The sequence below is a fragment of the Psychrobacter sp. W2-37-MNA-CIBAN-0211 genome (genome assembly GCF_040309405.1).
Classification (GTDB): Bacteria; Pseudomonadota; Gammaproteobacteria; order Pseudomonadales; family Moraxellaceae; genus Psychrobacter; species Psychrobacter glaciei.
This window is the reverse complement of record NZ_JBEOOU010000014.1, coordinates 41,745-58,597: the sequence shown is the minus strand read 5'-3', so window position 1 is coordinate 58,597 and position 16,853 is coordinate 41,745. Positions and strand designations below refer to the sequence as shown.

The 16,853-nt window shown below is 42.8% G+C and carries 18 protein-coding genes; 4 read left to right on the top strand and 14 right to left on the bottom strand.

Going from position 1 to position 16,853, the window contains the following annotated elements; translation table 11 throughout:
- Positions 1-55 precede the first annotated feature (55 nt).
- From ilvC to AAEY72_RS11965, 4 genes are all read right to left on the bottom strand, one after another.
- On the bottom strand, positions 56-1,072 hold the full coding sequence (gene ilvC, locus AAEY72_RS11980; RefSeq protein ID WP_352310660.1) for a ketol-acid reductoisomerase: 1,017 nt from the start codon (positions 1,070-1,072) through the stop codon (positions 56-58).
- Between the two features lie 168 nt (positions 1,073-1,240).
- Positions 1,241-1,738: an acetolactate synthase small subunit gene (ilvN, locus tag AAEY72_RS11975; RefSeq protein ID WP_010196775.1), complete on the bottom strand. Its 498-nt coding sequence runs from the start codon at positions 1,736-1,738 to the stop codon at positions 1,241-1,243.
- Positions 1,738-3,570 (bottom strand): acetolactate synthase 3 large subunit, encoded by a 1,833-nt coding sequence (locus AAEY72_RS11970; protein WP_352310659.1) that lies wholly within the window; start codon positions 3,568-3,570, stop codon positions 1,738-1,740. Before AAEY72_RS11970 ends, ilvN begins: the two co-directional genes overlap by 1 nt.
- Before the next feature lie 527 nt (positions 3,571-4,097).
- A complete protein-coding gene (locus AAEY72_RS11965; RefSeq protein ID WP_157824073.1) occupies positions 4,098-4,235 on the bottom strand; it encodes a hypothetical protein in 138 nt (45 codons plus the stop codon).
- A 193-nt stretch (positions 4,236-4,428) separates the two neighbouring features.
- Here AAEY72_RS11965 and AAEY72_RS11960 point away from each other — a divergent pair, with 193 nt between their 5' ends.
- Positions 4,429-4,932: a DUF4124 domain-containing protein gene (locus AAEY72_RS11960; protein WP_010196759.1), complete on the top strand. Its 504-nt coding sequence runs from the start codon at positions 4,429-4,431 to the stop codon at positions 4,930-4,932.
- Between the two features lie 28 nt (positions 4,933-4,960).
- Here AAEY72_RS11960 and AAEY72_RS11955 read toward each other — a convergent pair whose 3' ends face one another.
- On the bottom strand, positions 4,961-6,763 hold the full coding sequence (locus AAEY72_RS11955) for an NAD(P)H-hydrate dehydratase (RefSeq protein WP_352310658.1): 1,803 nt from the start codon (positions 6,761-6,763) through the stop codon (positions 4,961-4,963).
- Between the two features lie 191 nt (positions 6,764-6,954).
- On the opposite strand from AAEY72_RS11955, the gene queG reads away from it, so the two are divergent.
- Positions 6,955-8,181, top strand: a complete 1,227-nt coding sequence (queG, locus tag AAEY72_RS11950) for a tRNA epoxyqueuosine(34) reductase QueG (RefSeq protein WP_352310657.1) — start codon at positions 6,955-6,957, stop codon at positions 8,179-8,181.
- A 116-nt stretch (positions 8,182-8,297) separates the two neighbouring features.
- Here the strand turns inward: queG and lysM are convergent, their stop codons facing one another.
- The 6 genes from lysM to AAEY72_RS11920 all read right to left on the bottom strand — a co-directional run bounded on the left by lysM (position 8,298) and on the right by AAEY72_RS11920 (position 12,835).
- Entirely contained in the window at positions 8,298-8,807 is a 510-nt protein-coding gene (lysM, locus tag AAEY72_RS11945; protein ID WP_010196747.1) for a peptidoglycan-binding protein LysM, read from the bottom strand.
- A 301-nt stretch (positions 8,808-9,108) separates the two neighbouring features.
- Positions 9,109-9,345 (bottom strand): acyl carrier protein, encoded by a 237-nt coding sequence (gene acpP / locus AAEY72_RS11940; protein ID WP_025652201.1) that lies wholly within the window; start codon positions 9,343-9,345, stop codon positions 9,109-9,111.
- A 272-nt stretch (positions 9,346-9,617) separates the two neighbouring features.
- The gene (fabG, locus tag AAEY72_RS11935) at positions 9,618-10,352 is read right to left on the bottom strand and encodes a 3-oxoacyl-ACP reductase FabG (protein ID WP_240216692.1); all 735 of its coding nucleotides are present in this window, start codon (positions 10,350-10,352) and stop codon (positions 9,618-9,620) included.
- Positions 10,343-11,311: an ACP S-malonyltransferase gene (gene fabD, locus AAEY72_RS11930; RefSeq protein ID WP_201592911.1), complete on the bottom strand. Its 969-nt coding sequence runs from the start codon at positions 11,309-11,311 to the stop codon at positions 10,343-10,345. The genes fabG and fabD overlap by 10 nt, the downstream gene beginning before the upstream one ends.
- Before the next feature lie 428 nt (positions 11,312-11,739).
- Complete coding sequence (gene rpmF, locus AAEY72_RS11925; protein ID WP_010196743.1) at positions 11,740-11,922, bottom strand: 50S ribosomal protein L32; 183 nt, start codon at positions 11,920-11,922, stop codon at positions 11,740-11,742.
- Positions 11,923-12,241: 319 nt separating this feature from the next.
- Positions 12,242-12,835: a YceD family protein gene (locus tag AAEY72_RS11920; protein WP_194621023.1), complete on the bottom strand. Its 594-nt coding sequence runs from the start codon at positions 12,833-12,835 to the stop codon at positions 12,242-12,244.
- 185 nt (positions 12,836-13,020) lie between these two features.
- Between AAEY72_RS11920 and AAEY72_RS11915 the strand changes: the two genes are divergently transcribed.
- Complete coding sequence (locus AAEY72_RS11915; protein WP_352310656.1) at positions 13,021-13,755, top strand: elongation factor P hydroxylase; 735 nt, start codon at positions 13,021-13,023, stop codon at positions 13,753-13,755.
- A 269-nt stretch (positions 13,756-14,024) separates the two neighbouring features.
- On the top strand, positions 14,025-14,645 hold the full coding sequence (locus AAEY72_RS11910) for an L-threonylcarbamoyladenylate synthase (RefSeq protein WP_010196739.1): 621 nt from the start codon (positions 14,025-14,027) through the stop codon (positions 14,643-14,645).
- Positions 14,646-14,719: 74 nt separating this feature from the next.
- Here the strand turns inward: AAEY72_RS11910 and rplQ are convergent, their stop codons facing one another.
- The 3 genes from rplQ to rpsD all read right to left on the bottom strand — a co-directional run bounded on the left by rplQ (position 14,720) and on the right by rpsD (position 16,829).
- Positions 14,720-15,079, bottom strand: coding sequence for a 50S ribosomal protein L17 (gene rplQ / locus AAEY72_RS11905; RefSeq protein ID WP_010196736.1), 360 nt, complete (start codon positions 15,077-15,079; stop codon positions 14,720-14,722).
- 19 nt (positions 15,080-15,098) lie between these two features.
- Complete coding sequence (locus AAEY72_RS11900; RefSeq protein WP_021813386.1) at positions 15,099-16,106, bottom strand: DNA-directed RNA polymerase subunit alpha; 1,008 nt, start codon at positions 16,104-16,106, stop codon at positions 15,099-15,101.
- Between the two features lie 81 nt (positions 16,107-16,187).
- Positions 16,188-16,829 (bottom strand): 30S ribosomal protein S4, encoded by a 642-nt coding sequence (gene rpsD / locus AAEY72_RS11895; protein WP_010196731.1) that lies wholly within the window; start codon positions 16,827-16,829, stop codon positions 16,188-16,190.
- Positions 16,830-16,853: the final 24 nt, after the last annotated feature.

Genomic DNA, 16,853 nt, shown 5'->3' with positions numbered 1-16,853 from the left:
CGATAACACGGGTTTCTTTAAGACTTCTTAAGCCTTATTATCATAAAATATTGACTTAGTTTTTGTCTTTATCGATGATTTTGTTGCCGCCAATCCAAGGCATCATGCCGCGCAGTTTAGCACCAGTCACTTCGATTTGATGCTCAGCGTTGTTACGACGACGAGCCGTCATTGATGGATAGTTAGTAGCGCCTTCACTGATGAACATTTTTGCGTATTCGCCAGATTGGATGCGTTTTAGCGCATTACGCATGGCTTCACGTGATTGCTCATTGATGACTTCAGGACCAGTCACATATTCGCCATATTCAGCGTTATTACTGATTGAGTAGTTCATATCAGCGATACCGCCTTCATACATGAGGTCAACGATAAGCTTAAGCTCATGCAAACACTCAAAGTAAGCCATTTCTGGGGCATAGCCTGCTTCTGTTAGCGTTTCAAAACCCATTTTTACTAGCTCAACAGCACCGCCACAAAGTACGGCCTGCTCGCCAAATAAATCGGTTTCAGTTTCGTCTTTGAACGTGGTTTCGATGATGCCTGAACGACCACCACCAACTCCAGCTGCGTAAGACAAAGCTAATTGCTTGGCTTGACCTGAGGCGTCTTGATAAATCGCGATCAAATCTGGAATACCGCCACCTTTGGTGAATTCGTTACGAACGGTGTGACCAGGCGCTTTTGGGGCAACCATGATGACATTAAGATCGCTGCGAGGAACAACTTGGTTATAATGAATCGCGAAACCATGAGCGAAAGCTAACGTAGCCCCTTCTTTGATGTTCGGCTCAATCTCATTGTTATAAAGCTCTTTTTGGAACTCATCAGGGGTCAAAATCATAACCACGTCAGCAGCTTTAACTGCATCAGCAACGTCAGCAACCTTTAGACCAGCGTTTTCCGCTTTTTTCCATGAGCTTGAGTTTGCGCGTAGACCAACAGTCACATCGACATCTGAATCTTGTAGGTTAAGTGCGTGTGCATGGCCTTGTGAACCGTAACCAATAATCGCAACTTTTTTGCCTTGGATAATCGATAGATCGCAATCTTTATCATAATAAACGTTCATAAATAGAGTCCTTTTCCTCAATCATGGCGTGCCATGGATAATAAACGCTTATGCAGTAGCCATTATCGTAAAATGGTCACTAACATAAGTGTTATGTTAATGGTAAATAGATAGATTCTAACTAAAATTATTTTGATTAACTATTCAGTTGCTCAGCCACTAAGCGTATTAAATACTCAGTGTTTTTTCTCCACGTGCAATACCAATCACACCCGAACGTACCACTTCTAAGACACGTTCTCGACCGATAGTATCGATAAAACCATCGAGCTTAGCCGTATCACCAACGATCTGAATCGTATAGAGGTTGGCATTGACGTCAACAATTTGTGCACGGAAAATATCTGCGCTGCGTTTGATCTCTTCACGTACGCTACCCGTTGCGCGAACTTTGACTAGCATTAACTCGCGCTCAACGTGAACGGTGTCTGATAGATTAAGCACTTTAACCACTTCAATCAATTTATGCAATTGCTTGGTGATCTGCTCAATTCTTTCAGGAGAAGTAATCGTCGTCACTGTCAGACGCGAAATACTCGGATCTTCCGTTGGGGCGACGTTTAAGGTTTCGATATTATAACCACGTTGTGAGAACAAGCCGACTAACCGCGACAACGAACCCGCTTCGTTTTCCATCAATACCGAAATCAGATGTTGTTGTTGCATTAGGTACGCTCCCCTTTGGTTAACCACATATCACGCATCGTCTGTCCAGCGATTTGCATTGGATACACATGCTCATTACGATCGACATAAACGTCAATAAATACCAGCTTGTCTTTCATTGCCATGGCTTCTGCAATTTGTGCTTCCATGGTGGCAGGATCAGTAATCTTAATACCAACATGACCATAACTTTCAGCTAGCTTGACAAAGTCTGGTAATGAATTCATATAAGATGACGCATGACGACCTTCATACAGCATGTCTTGCCACTGTTTTACCATACCTAACTGAGCGTTATTTAGGTTCAAGATTTTGACCGGTAGATTATATTGCAGGCATGTCGATAGCTCTTGAATATTCATCTGAATAGAGCCTTCGCCAGTAATACAGACCACATCACGATCTGGATTAGCAAGCTTGGCTGCCATTGCATACGGTAAGCCAACGCCCATCGTACCTAAACCACCCGAATTGAGCCACTGACCCGGCTCTAGATAAGTATAGTAAAGCGCGGCAAACATCTGATGCTGACCGACGTCACTGGTGATAATGGCGTTGCTGTTGGTCACTCTGTCTAGTGCTTGTACGACACTTTGTGGCTTGATGCCGTTTTCGGTACTGGTGTCATAACGCAGACCATGACGCTTACGCCATTCATTAATCTGTGACCACCAATCTAGTAAGGCATGCTGCTCCAATTCTTTATCTTCACCGATGATCTCTAACATATCCGTAAGAACCGATTTTACGTCACCAACGATAGGAATGTGGGCAAGAATAGTCTTGGAGATAGAAGCTGGATCGATATCGATATGAATAATAGTCGCATTCGGGCAGAATTTTTTGACGTTATTGGTGACACGGTCATCAAAACGCGCACCAATCGCCAAAATAACATCTGCATGATGCATGCTCATGTTGGCCTCATAAGTGCCGTGCATACCGAGCATGCCCAAGAACTGACGATCAGAGCCAGGGAATGTTCCCAAACCCATTAGCGTATTGGTCACTGGCAAGTTTAGACGATGTGCAAGTTCGGTCAGCTCTTTATGGGCTTTACTCCAAATCACGCCACCGCCAGCATAGATAACAGGACGCTGCGCTGATAATAAGGTTTCAACCGCTTTTTTAATTTGGCCGCCATGCCCTTTCACTGAAGGCTGATACGAGCGTATAAACACCTCTTCTGGGTATTCATAGGCATATTTTTCGCTAGGCGCGGTCATATCTTTTGGTACGTCAATGACGACAGGACCTGGACGACCAGACTGCGCAATAAAAAAGGCTTTTTTGACAATCATTGGAATTTCGCTAGCATGGCGTACTTGAAAGCTATGCTTCACGATAGGACGAGAGACCCCGATCATATCGGTTTCTTGGAACGCATCTTCACCGATTAGGCTGCTTGGCACCTGACCTGAAATCACCACCATCGGAACTGAGTCCATGAATGCGGTGGCAATCGCAGTTACTGTATTGGTAGCACCAGGACCTGACGTGGCCAGCACGACACCTGTGTTACCAGTTACTCGCGAATAAGCATCAGCCATATGGCCGGCTGCTTGCTCATGACGCACTAAAATATGTTCGATGTTTTCTTGCTGAAACAACGCGTCATAAATGTGCAGCACTGCGCCGCCTGGATAGCCAAAGATATATTTGACACCCTCATCCGTCAGCGATTGCACCAGCATCTCAGCACCAGATAGCATCACAGGCTGCTTGCTACCTTCAGCAAGACGTTGTTGCTTTTCTTCAAAATTTTTGGCGGCATTACCTGTTTGGGTATGTCCCGTCATATTCGGACTTTGCGTGGTTTGCGTCACTGTCATCACCTTTTTTTGCGGCGAGAATTTGCGTTATTTTATAAAAGAAAACAACCACGTTTGGGCGTTATTTTAAATCTTATAAAAATGATTGCCAATCCTTGTCCATATCAAGAATGTGTGCCCACTATATTTAAGTAATCGCGTCGTACAACGCAAGATAATACTCAAACACAGCAATGTATTTGGGGTCAGTTTTGTGACAGGAGTTTATCGATATACCATGACAAGATGCGAATGCATCTATAAAAGAGGCTTATTACTTATGAGCGATAGTGTTTATAAAAGAGGCGCTGCTATAGCTAAAGTCATAAAATAATTCTAATAGCCAATACTACGTCATAAGATCATCTGATCTTATAATAGACTAATAAAAAACATCATAACCAAATATTGTTTTGCATTTAATGCAAGCAATACAACCGCAAAAATCCACACTTAGCGTATTTCAAATAATAAGTTTATCTTAGTCATTGTAGACAGATAAGTCCGGAGACAACATATACAGTCATTAATAATAATCGCTATGATCATCATTTTTGCCATATCATTATCACAAAGAAAATAAAACGACGTAAGCTACCGATAAGTAACCCGTAGTTCTCATTCTCAAGTGCCACGGCAATATCATAAAAGCCGCTCACTGACCAATCAACTGCTATTATATTCAATGGTTTGAGTCCTATTGTCAAGAAAAACTTCTAAAACCCACCCCTAACTATTAGTTATTAAATAATGTACATTCATAAGCATTATTTGCTAAAATCAAACGCTACTGTATTCATATTGTTATTTATCAATGTAAATACTGCCTTTAAATAAATATCTACCTTTATTTTTTACCCCCTTAAGAGGACCGCTACTATGGCATACACGTCTACTATACATACCCCTGCCAAGCTGCTCATCAGCATCAGTACTGCGTGTATGATAATGCTGTCAATGAATGCCAGTCATGCTATCCAAGTGTATAAATCAATTGGTACGCATGGTGAAGTGAAGTACAGCCAGCATGCGCCGCAAGAGGGTAGAAATATTGAAGTGATCGAATTTCGTAGCGATGGTAGACAGAACAACGCAGGTCAGCTAGCGGGTAAAACAGAGGCTAACCAAAATACACCTACTCAAAGTGCAGAAGAACAGCGCGTTGCCCAGCTAGAAGCACGTATTAAGGATCAAGAAGCGCAGGCTAATGCACAGCGCTGCCAATCACTGCGTAATAACCTAACCAATCTAAACGTTGGCGGGCGCATCTATGAGATGGATAGTGATGGCAAACGTGAATACTTAGATGGTCGCGAAATCGAGCTTAAGCGTGAGCGCGTGCAGCAGGCCATCACTCAGTATTGTAATGGCTCTACGACCTAATCTTGATGTAATACGGCTACTGCTCTACTTAATTTTGATTGGCAATCAGTTGCATCACATGACGAATGGCTGCTGGCATATCTTGCGCTTGTAGCCCGCGCTGTCCAATCAGTAGCGAGCTATTATGTTGGTAATGGTCAGTATCATTCACCAAGGCGTCTCCTGCTAGCGCATGCAGCAGAACCGCTTGGTGTAAGCAGCGCGCTTCGTCTTCTAGATCTTGTTGTGCCAACAGCCCAGCAATCACCCCAGATAATACATCGCCCATGCCAGCGGTGGCCATACCAGCATTACCTACGCCGCAAACATAAGTATGCGCTTGCGAACCCTTCTGTTCTAATACCCTTTGCTCCAGTACCAATGAACCAGCGCCTTTTAACACCCAATCACCGCCATAAGTTTCAGCACACTGTTTTATAGCTGCTAATCGGTCATCTTCTACTACACTAATTTTCTTATCAAGCAACCTAGCCGCTTCACCACTATGCGGCGTCAAACAAACCTGATGATCCATGCTGTGTTGTCGCAGCTGAGCGATGAGTTCGTGTTTATGGGGATGCTCACGACTCTCCATCTGCAATGATGCCAGATGATAAAGACCATCTGCATCAATGACCAGTGGCTTCTTCTCTGTTATAGCAGCCTGAACATAACCAATGAATAATGCTTGCGCCTTTTTGTCACGCCCCAATCCCATGCCAATGGTAACGACGCTAGCGTCCTTAATTAATGTTTTCACCCCTTCTTTATCGTGCAAATCAATCGTCATCGCATCGGGTAATGACGTTAGTAAAGCGCCATGAAAGGCATCGTGACAAGCCACAGTAATTTTGCCCGCACCTGTCGCCATGACACTACTGGCAGATAGTATGGCTGCCCCGCCCATACCTTGCGAGCCATCAATTCGATTACCACCAATGACCAAGACGTGACCATAGCTGCCTTTGTAGCTGTTCTGTCGACGAGCATTTAAAGCGTGCGCTACAGTCACTAGAGTGGCGGCTGAGTTGTTTGACTGAGTCGGTATTAACGGCATATCAATCACGCTTCCGCTATAGTCCATGCCATCTTTAGTATGTAAGCCGAATTTACGGGCGATCAAACACAGCGTCACGTCAGCTTGTATGGCAATGCGCTCAAATACTTGACCAGTAGAAGCCACTAAGCCACTCGGGATATCAACGGAAATTGCCAAAGCATCATTGGATTGCGCTACCTTGTTAAAGGTGCTAATAGCCTGCTCGTAAACACCTTCAGGTGCACGGTCCAGTCCGATACCAAATAATGCATCGATATAAATATCAGCTTGCCAGTCCGCTCCTTTTATCTCACTTCGATTGGCACTACTATCCTCAAAGCGTTGATAATTTACCTTAGCAAATAGCGCTATTTGTTGCGCTTGCTTAGCATCGGATACGACGTCGTGTTTGTCTACTTTGTTAGCAATTTCTACTTGATAATCTGTATCTAGATCCTCGGCAGCATAGCCAACTGCGATTACTTTTACCTCCCAGCCTGCCTGCTGCAAATAGTAAGCTATAAGCCAACCGTCACCGCCATTGTTCCCCTTTCCTACCCAGATACTCGCTCGTTGCTGACAAGCATTACGTCGATAGACTTTATGATCAGCTGAGGCACCAGCTTTCAGATATTTTTTCTCATAGAGCTGTTCTATATGCTGCGCCATTTGCCAAGCAGCTTGCTTCATTAATCCAAAGCTATCATAACCTTCTGCAAACCATGCTTGCTCCATAGCGTAGACTTGCTCGCTGCTATATAGGGCTATCGGTCTCGTTGTGTCTGATGGAAATACATTGGATTGAGTTTGCATACCGTTCCTCGATTATTTTTATTGGTTTTTTATCATATCAAAACTTGCTGGTTATTCGCTTGTCTAAGCTTAGCAAAAGCTCACTTTGACTTATGTATCAATATGAAATGTGAGTTTATTTGCTTTTATACTTGCGCTCTTAGCTCACTGGCTTATCATATCGGTATTCACTCTATTTCCTGCTATCACACATGAATAATCCTTCTAAAGCAAACTTGCCTGTCCCTTTAAGTCAGCAGAAAACGTCTCCTGAGCCTAACCCTGCGCCCGAAAAAAAGATTACTGTGAGTAATAGCCCAACATTTGCTACCACCGCAGAGGTAAAGCAATGGATCAAGGCTCAAGCACAGTCTTTAGGGTTTGCCGACTGTGGTTTCCTATCCGTGCATCATCCTTTATTTACTCAACAAATTGAACAATTGCAACGGTGGCTGGATAAAGGCTATGAAGGCCAATTGCAGTTTATGCATAACAATCACCACCTACGTGCGCATCCTGCCCAACTGGTAGAAGGAGCAAAAACCATCATCAGCGTGCGTATGGATTACCTCACTCAGACACCTACCCCGCGTGCGGTCACTGATGATGATCATCCCAATCAGGGTATCATTGCGCGTTATGCCAGAGGCCGCGATTATCATAAGACAATGCGCAGCCGCTTAAAGCAATTGGCCTTAAAGATAGAAGCGATGCTTGCCGAATGGCAGCATCTGGATATTGGGGCTGAGGCAGAATTTATTTTCAGGCCTTTTAGTGACTCTGCCCCTATCTTTGAGCGTCCTATTGCAGATGCAGCAGGACTTGGCTGGACGGGAAAGCATACGCTGCTGCTAAACAAACAAGCGGGCTCATTCTTTGTGCTGGGTGAGTTGTTTATGAGTCTTGAGTTGCCGGATGATGAACCAGTAAAAGAACATTGCGGCAGTTGCAGTGCCTGTATTGATATCTGCCCAACCCAAGCGATTGTCGCACCCTATGAGCTCAATGCTTCTGCCTGTATTTCTTATTTAACGATTGAGCATGATGGCATCATTGATACCAAATATCGACGGGCGATTGGCAACCGCGTCTTCGGTTGTGACGACTGTCAGCTCATTTGTCCGTGGAATCGCTACGCCAACCTTACAACCGTAGAAGATTTCACACCACGGCATCAGCTTGACAACAGCAGTTTGCTTGAGCTGTGGCAATGGCAAGAAGCAGAGTTTATGAAAAAAACTGAAGGCAGTCCGCTCAGGCGCACAGGCTATGTGAACTTTTTGCGCAATATCGCCATCGGACTTGGCAATGCTAATCCCAGTACAGAAATCGTCACTCACCTACGGTCTAAGTTAGGCTTGCATAACGACATGCTGGACGAACATATTAATTGGGCGCTTACGGAACAAACTGAGAAATTAAATATCAATAATCGGTAAACCTATGCCTTTTAGACACAAAAACGCCTCTTACTAAAGAGGCATTTTTTATTCTATTGGACATACTAATGCTGATTAAGCTTAGGAGTTATGGATTAGAAATTATGGATTAAAAATTACGGCTTGGGAATGCGCAATACTTGACCAGGATAAATTTTGTCTGGATCAGACAGCATAGGCTTATTGGCTTCAAAGATTTTTGTATAATCACCAGATGAACCATAAACATCTTTAGCTATCTTAGATAGGCTGTCACCAGACTTTACAGTATACATCGTAGATTCAGGCGCATCTTCTTCGATATCAATGTTATCAATGACTTTAGCGACATTTTGGACATTACCAATAGCGATAATGGCTTTTTCACGGTCGGCCTGTGTTTTGGCGTTACCGCTGATTTCAGCAGTATCCGTTGAACCGTTATATTTGATTTTTAGGTTACTGATATTGAGGTTCTGCTGCTGGATGCGACGTAGCAAAATGTTGGCAACCGATTGTGCTGAAGGCTCACCGCTGGCGACAGGCGTACTAGCATCTGCTTTGGTTTCTGATTTAGCATCATGCTTTTCGTCGTCACGGTTAAAAATCTTATCACCGATGTCTTTTGCGAAACTAAACATACCCATATAACTGCTCCTTGAAATACTATTATTTATTATTAATCGTTATTCTTTTAATGGTAATTATATCTAGTAATTACTATTATTTCTTGTTTACCATTATTAGTATAGGCAAAGACACATATGATGAATAGTAATAGTATGTTGAGTAATGTTGATTTGGCGTAGCTTATGTTAATGAAATGAATCACTAGATGAGCATAAATGACTGGGATAGACTCTTAGAATAAATAACAAACATAAAAAAACCGCTTATCTATGCTGTATAGATAAACGGCATTGTAAGACTTGCTAAGCAAATAGCGGGTTATAGCTGGGCTTGTACGTAGTCGATTGCTTTTTGAACCGTCGTCAATTCAGCTGAATCTTCATCAGGAATAGTGATGCCAAAATCGCTCTCGAATGACATAACCAATTCGACTAGATCCAATGAATCAGCGCCTAAATCTTCCATAAATGAAGCATCGTTGTTGATGTCTTCAACGTTCATACCTAATTGCTCAGCTACTGCCGCCTTTACTCTTAGCTCGGTATCATTACTCATGTAGATTACTCCTTTATCATCTATTATTTTTAATAAACTGCGATAGCGCGATAGTTAAACGTTATCGCCTAGTATATAAAATGGAATTTGCCAGATCAGCATTGCCGTCTGAGTACTCTATGACACGTTATACGTTCTGTCTAATGTCTAGTAAAGCCCTGCTATCATACAGGGCTTTGACGTAAAAGTATTCGTCATTATAGCACCCTTTATTATAGTTTACACTCGTTCACACAGTTTTTTATTATAAGTATGTAACACTTGTGCGTCACCTACATATACATGCCGCCGTTGACAGGAATAACAGCACCTGTGATGTAGCTGGCTTCATCACTGGCTAAGAAATGCACTGCTGCTGCGATGTCTTCTGGCTGCCCAAGACGACTAATAGGCACGGCATCTAGCATCGAATTTAGTAGGCGCTCGTCAAGCTCATCCGTCATATCCGTCTCAATTAAACCGGGTGCCACACAGTTGATCGTGACTTGGCGTGAGCCGATTTCACGTGCGAGTGTACGGCTGAAACCTTCTACGCCCGCTTTAGTCGCTGCGTAATTAGACTGACCAGCATTGCCCATTTGAGCAACGACAGAGGTAATATTAATGATACGACCACGACGCGCCTTCATCATACCGCGTACTGCACGTTTGCTCATACGATAAACCGATGTCAAATTGGTATCAACCACGTTCTCCCAATCTTCATCTTTCATGCGCATCAATAGACCGTCTTGGGTAATACCAGCATTATTGACCAGCACTTGCACCGCGCCATAGACGCTTTCAATTTCTTCAAATAGCTTATCGATTTGTGCCGTATCGCGTACATCTAATACACGGCCAATACCACCACTATCATGTAGATAACCATCAACAAGTTCAGCACCTTTTTCTGTGGTGGCTGTCCCAATCACGAAATGTCCTTCCTTTGCAAAACGTTTGGCGACTGCCTTGCCAATACCGCGACTGGCACCAGTCACTAGGGTAATCGTACGGCTCATGATAATACCTCCATTAATTTATCAAGACGGGTGGGCTTGTCAGTAGGATAGCTGGCAATTGGTTGCGCTTGACGCTTGGCCAAATTGCTCAATACATTGCCACTGCCACACTCGATTAAAATATTAATTTGCTTATCAGCCAGCTCTTGCATGGTCTTTGACCATAGTACTGGCTCACTTAGCTGCTCGGTTAATGCTTGCTTAATACCTGCCGCACTACTCTCAACACGCGCATGACGGTTTTGAATAACCGGAATGGTTGCTTGATCAAACTTAATAGCTGCTAAGGCTTCCGCTAAAGCACTACTTGCTGGCGCCATAAGCGCACAATGTGATGGCACGCTCACCTTTAGTGGGATGGCTTTTTTGCCAGTATTTTTTACTTTATCGATGACAGCTGTGACGCCTGCCGCATTTCCTGAGACCACAACTTGTCCTGGACTATTGAAATTTGCCGCTCCGACAATCGCGCCATCAACATGCTCGGTTGCCTGCTCGCACAAGTTTTCCACACGATGATCTTCAAGCCCTAGCACTGCTGCCATCGCTGTATCGATACCTACTACCGCCTCCTGCATCAACTGACCGCGCGTATGTACCAATCTCACCGCATCAGCAAGAGATATCACTCCAGCGGCACAAAGGGCGCTGTACTCACCTAGAGAATGACCCGCTAGATAGCACGGCGCTTTTTTGAATTTTGGTTGTAGAATACGCCAAATGGCAATACTAGCCGTCAATAAGGCTGGCTGAGTATATTGCGTTTGATTGAGCTTTTCTTCATCCTGACAAATTGCCCATAAGTCTTCACCCAGTGCTTCGCTTGCTTCAGCAAAAGTATCACGAATCTCTGGATAAGCTTCAGCGAGCTCGCTGGTCATACCAACAATTTGTGAGCCTTGACCAGGGAAAAGCACCGCAATGCGGGTTGGCTGTTTTTTTATCATATCGGGTACAGAGGCCATAACCAATATTCCTTATGTAATTGAAAACATCCCTAAAGATAATCGGGAGTATTGTAAAATTAGGGGCGGTCTAGAGTTATATTTTTAACTGATCACTCAGACAGCTGATTATAAGTAAACTATACACTGACAGATACTATTATCATAGCTGATGAAAAAATGAGGCGTTAAGGTAAGATAATATTTAGCTTTTGACAGTTTTTTAGGCACCGCATTTGATAAAAAATTACGTGATAAAAACCAATGATAGGGAGCTACGTCATAAAAAATTCATAGCAAAAAGCCAAGTTATCCCACCACATAATATATGGTAGCGAAATAACTTGGCTTTCTTTAGCTCAAAACTTATTGCCTAATAATAGCGGTACAAAAAGCCGTAAAGTGCCATCAGCACCATCGTATTGTTGCATCACTGATTAAATAGTCAATTAAGCGTCTTGACTGACCTTGAACAACTGACGACCACGATAAAAACCATCTTTAGTCATGTGATGACGACGATGTTTTTCACCAGTGGTAGCATCTACGCTTAGCTCAGCCACTTCCATACGATGGTGTGAACGGCGCATGTCACGACGAGAACGGCTTTTACGACTTTTTTGAACAGCCATGATATAGCTCCTATACTTAAAAGGGATAAGCTTAAAATTCAGCTTTAGTCGATACTGACAGAGGCTATATAATCACAACAACCTAAGTCTTACGCATCATTAGTTAAATAGATTGCCACGTGCATTAAAATGCTAACTACGTCTAAAATCTATAGTCAATTTGCCTAGTCAGTTTTTATCTGCAAGTAACCTGTTGCTAGAATGCAATAAACGGGACATTATACGCATGTTTCATCGATTAATAAAGCCCTGCATACGACTCTTCTGCACAAAGCCGATAAAAGGCATTCTAAATCAATTGAATACAGCATTTTTTCTTTTATAACTTGCCTTTCAACGATGCTAAAGCGGCAAAAGGATTTTCATTTTCTTCTTCTTCAGGTATCTCACCAAATTGCTCAACCGTCATTTCACAGTCATCGTGCTTCGGTGCCATCGGTGTTTTAAGCAATATTTCATCTTCAACCAATTTTTTCAAAGGCAATAAGCGCTCTGGCGACTGCTCAGTAATGACTTCATCAAGCAATAAATAGTCCTGCTCTTCATTGACTAGGCGCACTTGGCTCTCGTCATCGAGTAGTGCAATATCATAATCATCAGTTAAGTCAGTGGCTACGGGTTGCAAGCAGCGCTGGCAAGTTAGCCATACATCACCCGCCAATTTAAATGATAGATGTAAGACATTATTACGACGATAAAGATTGGCAGTGAGCTGGATTTTTTCTTGTTCATGCTCGGTCGTCAGTATAGCGGAAAGACGCTCAAAAGAGGTAGGTTCTATCTCTCCTGCCCACTCAAAGCCAGTGTCTTCCCATTTATTTAAGGAAAGGTGTTCGGGCATATTACTCGATATAGGATTCTGCATATTATCAGCTTGAGCCGCTGAAGGCTTGCTTACTGGAGTGCTTGACATACGCGGCCTCATTCATCAAAAACGGTGTATAATATTGCCTGCCATACTAGCGGAAAGCGCTGAGTAGCGCTAGCGCTAGTATGTTAAGATTTTTTGACCTTTGGGTTGCCTCACATTTTTATTTACTCATTTCATGTATAGAGTACCAACAGTCTCTTATTTTTTATTCGGTCAATCTTCTATCTATGATATCGCCTACCGCCAACCCTGATTTTTCTGCATTGTGGTCTTCTATTGATAAGGCTCTTTTGCTTCAACATCTCACTGACTTAGAAGATACAGCTATAGAATGCCCTATGAGCAATCTAAAGACTTGTGCACTCAATTCTAAAGTAAATACAAACCTAAAAGATTTAGCAGATCAATGGCAAAAACTGTCTAAGAAAAGCGCTTCTATAGCAGATACTGAAAAAGCAGCAACCAATTGGCTTATCTGTTTATTTAATACCGTGTTTGCCAAGCATCAAGTGATATTAGTATTTGGTGATGGTGAACCAGAATATTTCCCTACTCAGAACAATCAGCCAGCGCGAATCGAGTTTGCCAACGGATTTTTTGCTAGTGCGCTGCATGAGCTAAGCCATTGGTGTGTCGCTGGTAAAGAACGTAGAGGCCTACCCGACTTTGGCTACTGGTATGCACCAGATGGGCGTTCAGCCTCTCAGCAGCAAGCATTTGAGCGCGTAGAGATTAAACCGCAGGCGCTTGAGTGTTTATTCACTCTTGCCTGTGGATATCACTTTCGAGTCTCACAGGACAATCTGTTTGCCGACTTCGATACCAGTGGTAGCACTTTTGCTCATGACGTTTATTTACAAGTTGAAGCCTATATTGCCAAGCCAGTAACGCTGCCACGTGATGCCAAAACTTTGCTACGGGTATTATTAAGTGTTTGTAACGATAAATTAACTAACAGCTAGCCACTATAAATCTCTATAAGGTTCATGACAGCGATGCTTGTAAACTGTTAACGATTTCCTACCAACCGTAACGCCTTGCCAATAAACTTATATTTGCTTTAAGCTATACTGATAGATAAGTAGCTTTTGTGGCACAGCTAAGACAAAGCTAAGCTAGCAAAGGATTAACTCATTACTACTCTTATTTCTTTCTAGCATTATTTATTTGATAACAACTCATCCACCATCTCAAAAGCATATAACCTATAATTATAAAACAAGGAACTATTATGCAAGTGCTCTATATTCATCCCGAAAATCCGCAGCCACGTCTTATTGAGCAAGCCGCTGATCTATTACGTAAGGATCAGTTAATCATTTATCCTACTGATACTAGCTATGCTTTTGGTTGTCGTTTAGGCGCAAAAGACGCCCTCGAAAAATTAAAACAAATCCGTGAGCTTGATGATAAGCATCAATTTACGCTATTGTGCCGAGATTTAAGTGAAATTGCTAATTATGCAGCAGTGGATAATGTGCAGTTTAAGCAGCTTAAGGCTCATACGCCAGCTCCTATTACCTTTATTCTTAATGCCACAAAAGACGTACCAAAGAAACTGGCACATGCGAAGAAAAAAACCATTGGTATTCGTGTGCCAAGTAATCCTATTGCCCAAGCACTCTTGGCAGCCATGGATGAACCTATCCTAACCAGCTCATTAATATTACCAAATCGCGATGATATACTTGATGATCCATTTGAAATAGAAGATCTGTTAAGCAACCAAATAGACGGTCTCATCAACGCAGGTATAAAGACCACTAAGCTAACCACTATCGTTGATATGACCAGTAGCCAGCCTGAAATCATCAGACAAGGTGCTGCTGACGTTAGTTCTTTGTTGTTGTAACTACTTATTTAAACGCATAAAAAAAAGCTCCAATCGATTGGAGCTTTTTTATGAATCATATATTCAGTATAAAATTAGTCACGATCAACCAATTCTACATATGCCATTGGCGCATTGTCACCATCACGATGACCGCATTTTACGATACGCAAATAACCACCTGGACGCGTCTGGTAACGAGGACCTAACGTGCCAAATAGTTTGCCTACCATAGCTTTGCTACGCATACGACTGAATGCTAAACGACGGTTAGCAACGCTGTCTTCTTTAGCCATAGTGATCAATGGCTCGGCAACGCGACGTAGTTCTTTAGCTTTTGGTAAAGTTGTTTTGATCAGTTCATGCTCAAATAATGAGTTAGTCATGTTCTGAAACATTGCCTTACGATGACTGCCGGTACGACCCAGCTTGACTCCACTCTTACGATGGCGCATAGTCAAAAATCCTTAAAGTTTAACGGCTACGATAAGAAAAGCGATCATCAACACGTAAATCAGCTGGTGGCCAGTTATCTAGGCGCATACCGAGCTCTAAATCTTTAGACGCTAAAACGTCTTTGATTTCCGTTAATGATTTCTTACCAAGATTTGGGGTTTTTAGAAGTTCAGTCTCTGAACGTTGTACCAAATCACCGATATAGTAAATGTTTTCAGCTTTCAAGCAGTTGGCTGAGCGAACCGTTAGTTCAAGATCGTCCACAGGGCGTAATAGCACCGGATCAACCTCTTCTTTCTCTTTCACAGGCTCAGGCGCTTCTTCAGCTTCTAGGTCAACAAAGATAGAAATCTGTTGTTGTAAAATAGTGGCTGCTTTACGAATTGCTTCTTCTGGATCTATAGTGCCATTAGTTTCAAGCTCAATGATAAGACGATCAAGATCAGTACGCTGCTCTACACGAGCGTTCTCAACCTGATAGGCAACACGAAGCACAGGACTAAAACTTGCATCAAGCTTTAAGCGTCCAATTGCCTTAGTATCACCATCTTCACGGCGCTGGTTTGCTGGCTCATATCCACGACCCATTACTACGCGCAAACGCATCTTAAGATGACCACGATCACTCAATGTACCCAATACCAATTCTGGATTGATGATGTCAACATTGTGTGGTAGCGCGATATCTGCAGCAGTAATAGTGCCTGGACCTTGTTTATCCAAGGTCAAAAATACTTCATTTTGGTCATGAAGCGTAATTGCCAAGCCTTTTAAGTTCAAAAGCAAGTCAAGTACATCTTCTTGTAGCCCTTCAAGCGTAGAGTATTCATGGTCAACGCCATCAATCTCAGCTTCAATGACTGCAGCACCAGGTAATGAAGATAACAAGATACGACGTAAGGCATTACCTAGGGTATGCCCAAAGCCGCGTTCTAACGGTTCGAGCGTGACTTTCGCAATCGTTTCGTTAACCGTATCCACGTTAATGGCATTCGGCGTTAGAAACTCAGTTGCATTTAGCATCATGATGTCACCTCGATTTATTAAACTGGTTTAATTAACGTTAATTGCTCAATGCCATTTTCATGACATCGAGCAGTACGTCATTTACTTAGAGTATAGCTCAACGATCAAGCTTTCGTTGATTTCAGCAGGTAGATCAATACGATCAGGCGCTTGTTTAAACGTGCCTTGTAGTTTGCTGTGATCAACATCTAGCCATTCTGGAATACCACGTTGTGTCGCTAATTCGATAGCGTTTTTAATACGTAGTTGTTCGCGAGACTTCTCTTGGATAGCGATGACATCACCATCTTGAAGCTGAATTGATGGAATATTCACACGAACAAACTCATCACGGCCAGCTTTTTTTACCATAACAGTACGATGACTGACTAGCTGACGTGCTTCTGCGCGAGTTGAGCCAAAGCCCATGCGATATACAACGTTATCTAGACGGCTCTCAAGCATGGCTAGTAGGTTTTCACCGGTAGCACCGCGCTTACGAGCAGCTTCTTTATAGTAGTTAGCGAATTGACGCTCTAGTACACCATAAATACGCTTAACTTTCTGCTTTTCACGCAGCTGTAGAGCATATTCTGAGGTCTTATTACGGCTAACGCCATGTTGACCTGGTGGACGACCAGCTTTTTTCGTTTTAACATCGTATGGTTTAACACCAGACTTAAGGCCTAAGTCTGTACCTTCACGACGTGATAATTTGAGTTTTGGTCCAATATAGCGGGCCATTGTTATGTCTCCTATAAGCTTTTG

Bases quoted from the DNA above. Each gene is read 5' to 3' on its own strand.
- AAEY72_RS11910 (WP_010196739.1), top strand. From the start codon at position 14,025: ATGCAAGTGCTCTATATTCATCCCGAAAATCCGCAGCCACGTCTTATT.
- rpsD (WP_010196731.1), bottom strand. From the start codon at position 16,829: ATGGCCCGCTATATTGGACCAAAACTCAAATTATCACGTCGTGAAGGT.
- AAEY72_RS11915 (WP_352310656.1), top strand. From the start codon at position 13,021: ATGATATCGCCTACCGCCAACCCTGATTTTTCTGCATTGTGGTCTTCT.
- AAEY72_RS11900 (WP_021813386.1), bottom strand. From the start codon at position 16,106: ATGATGCTAAATGCAACTGAGTTTCTAACGCCGAATGCCATTAACGTG.
- rpmF (WP_010196743.1), bottom strand. From the start codon at position 11,922: ATGGCTGTTCAAAAAAGTCGTAAAAGCCGTTCTCGTCGTGACATGCGC.
- queG (WP_352310657.1), top strand. From the start codon at position 6,955: ATGAATAATCCTTCTAAAGCAAACTTGCCTGTCCCTTTAAGTCAGCAG.
- lysM (WP_010196747.1), bottom strand. From the start codon at position 8,807: ATGGGTATGTTTAGTTTCGCAAAAGACATCGGTGATAAGATTTTTAAC.
- ilvN (WP_010196775.1), bottom strand. From the start codon at position 1,738: ATGCAACAACAACATCTGATTTCGGTATTGATGGAAAACGAAGCGGGT.
- AAEY72_RS11920 (WP_194621023.1), bottom strand. From the start codon at position 12,835: ATGTCAAGCACTCCAGTAAGCAAGCCTTCAGCGGCTCAAGCTGATAAT.
- ilvC (WP_352310660.1), bottom strand. From the start codon at position 1,072: ATGAACGTTTATTATGATAAAGATTGCGATCTATCGATTATCCAAGGC.
- AAEY72_RS11960 (WP_010196759.1), top strand. From the start codon at position 4,429: ATGGCATACACGTCTACTATACATACCCCTGCCAAGCTGCTCATCAGC.
- fabD (WP_201592911.1), bottom strand. From the start codon at position 11,311: ATGGCCTCTGTACCCGATATGATAAAAAAACAGCCAACCCGCATTGCG.
- acpP (WP_025652201.1), bottom strand. From the start codon at position 9,345: ATGAGTAATGATACCGAGCTAAGAGTAAAGGCGGCAGTAGCTGAGCAA.
- AAEY72_RS11970 (WP_352310659.1), bottom strand. From the start codon at position 3,570: ATGACAGTGACGCAAACCACGCAAAGTCCGAATATGACGGGACATACC.
- rplQ (WP_010196736.1), bottom strand. From the start codon at position 15,079: ATGCGCCATCGTAAGAGTGGAGTCAAGCTGGGTCGTACCGGCAGTCAT.
- AAEY72_RS11955 (WP_352310658.1), bottom strand. From the start codon at position 6,763: ATGCAAACTCAATCCAATGTATTTCCATCAGACACAACGAGACCGATA.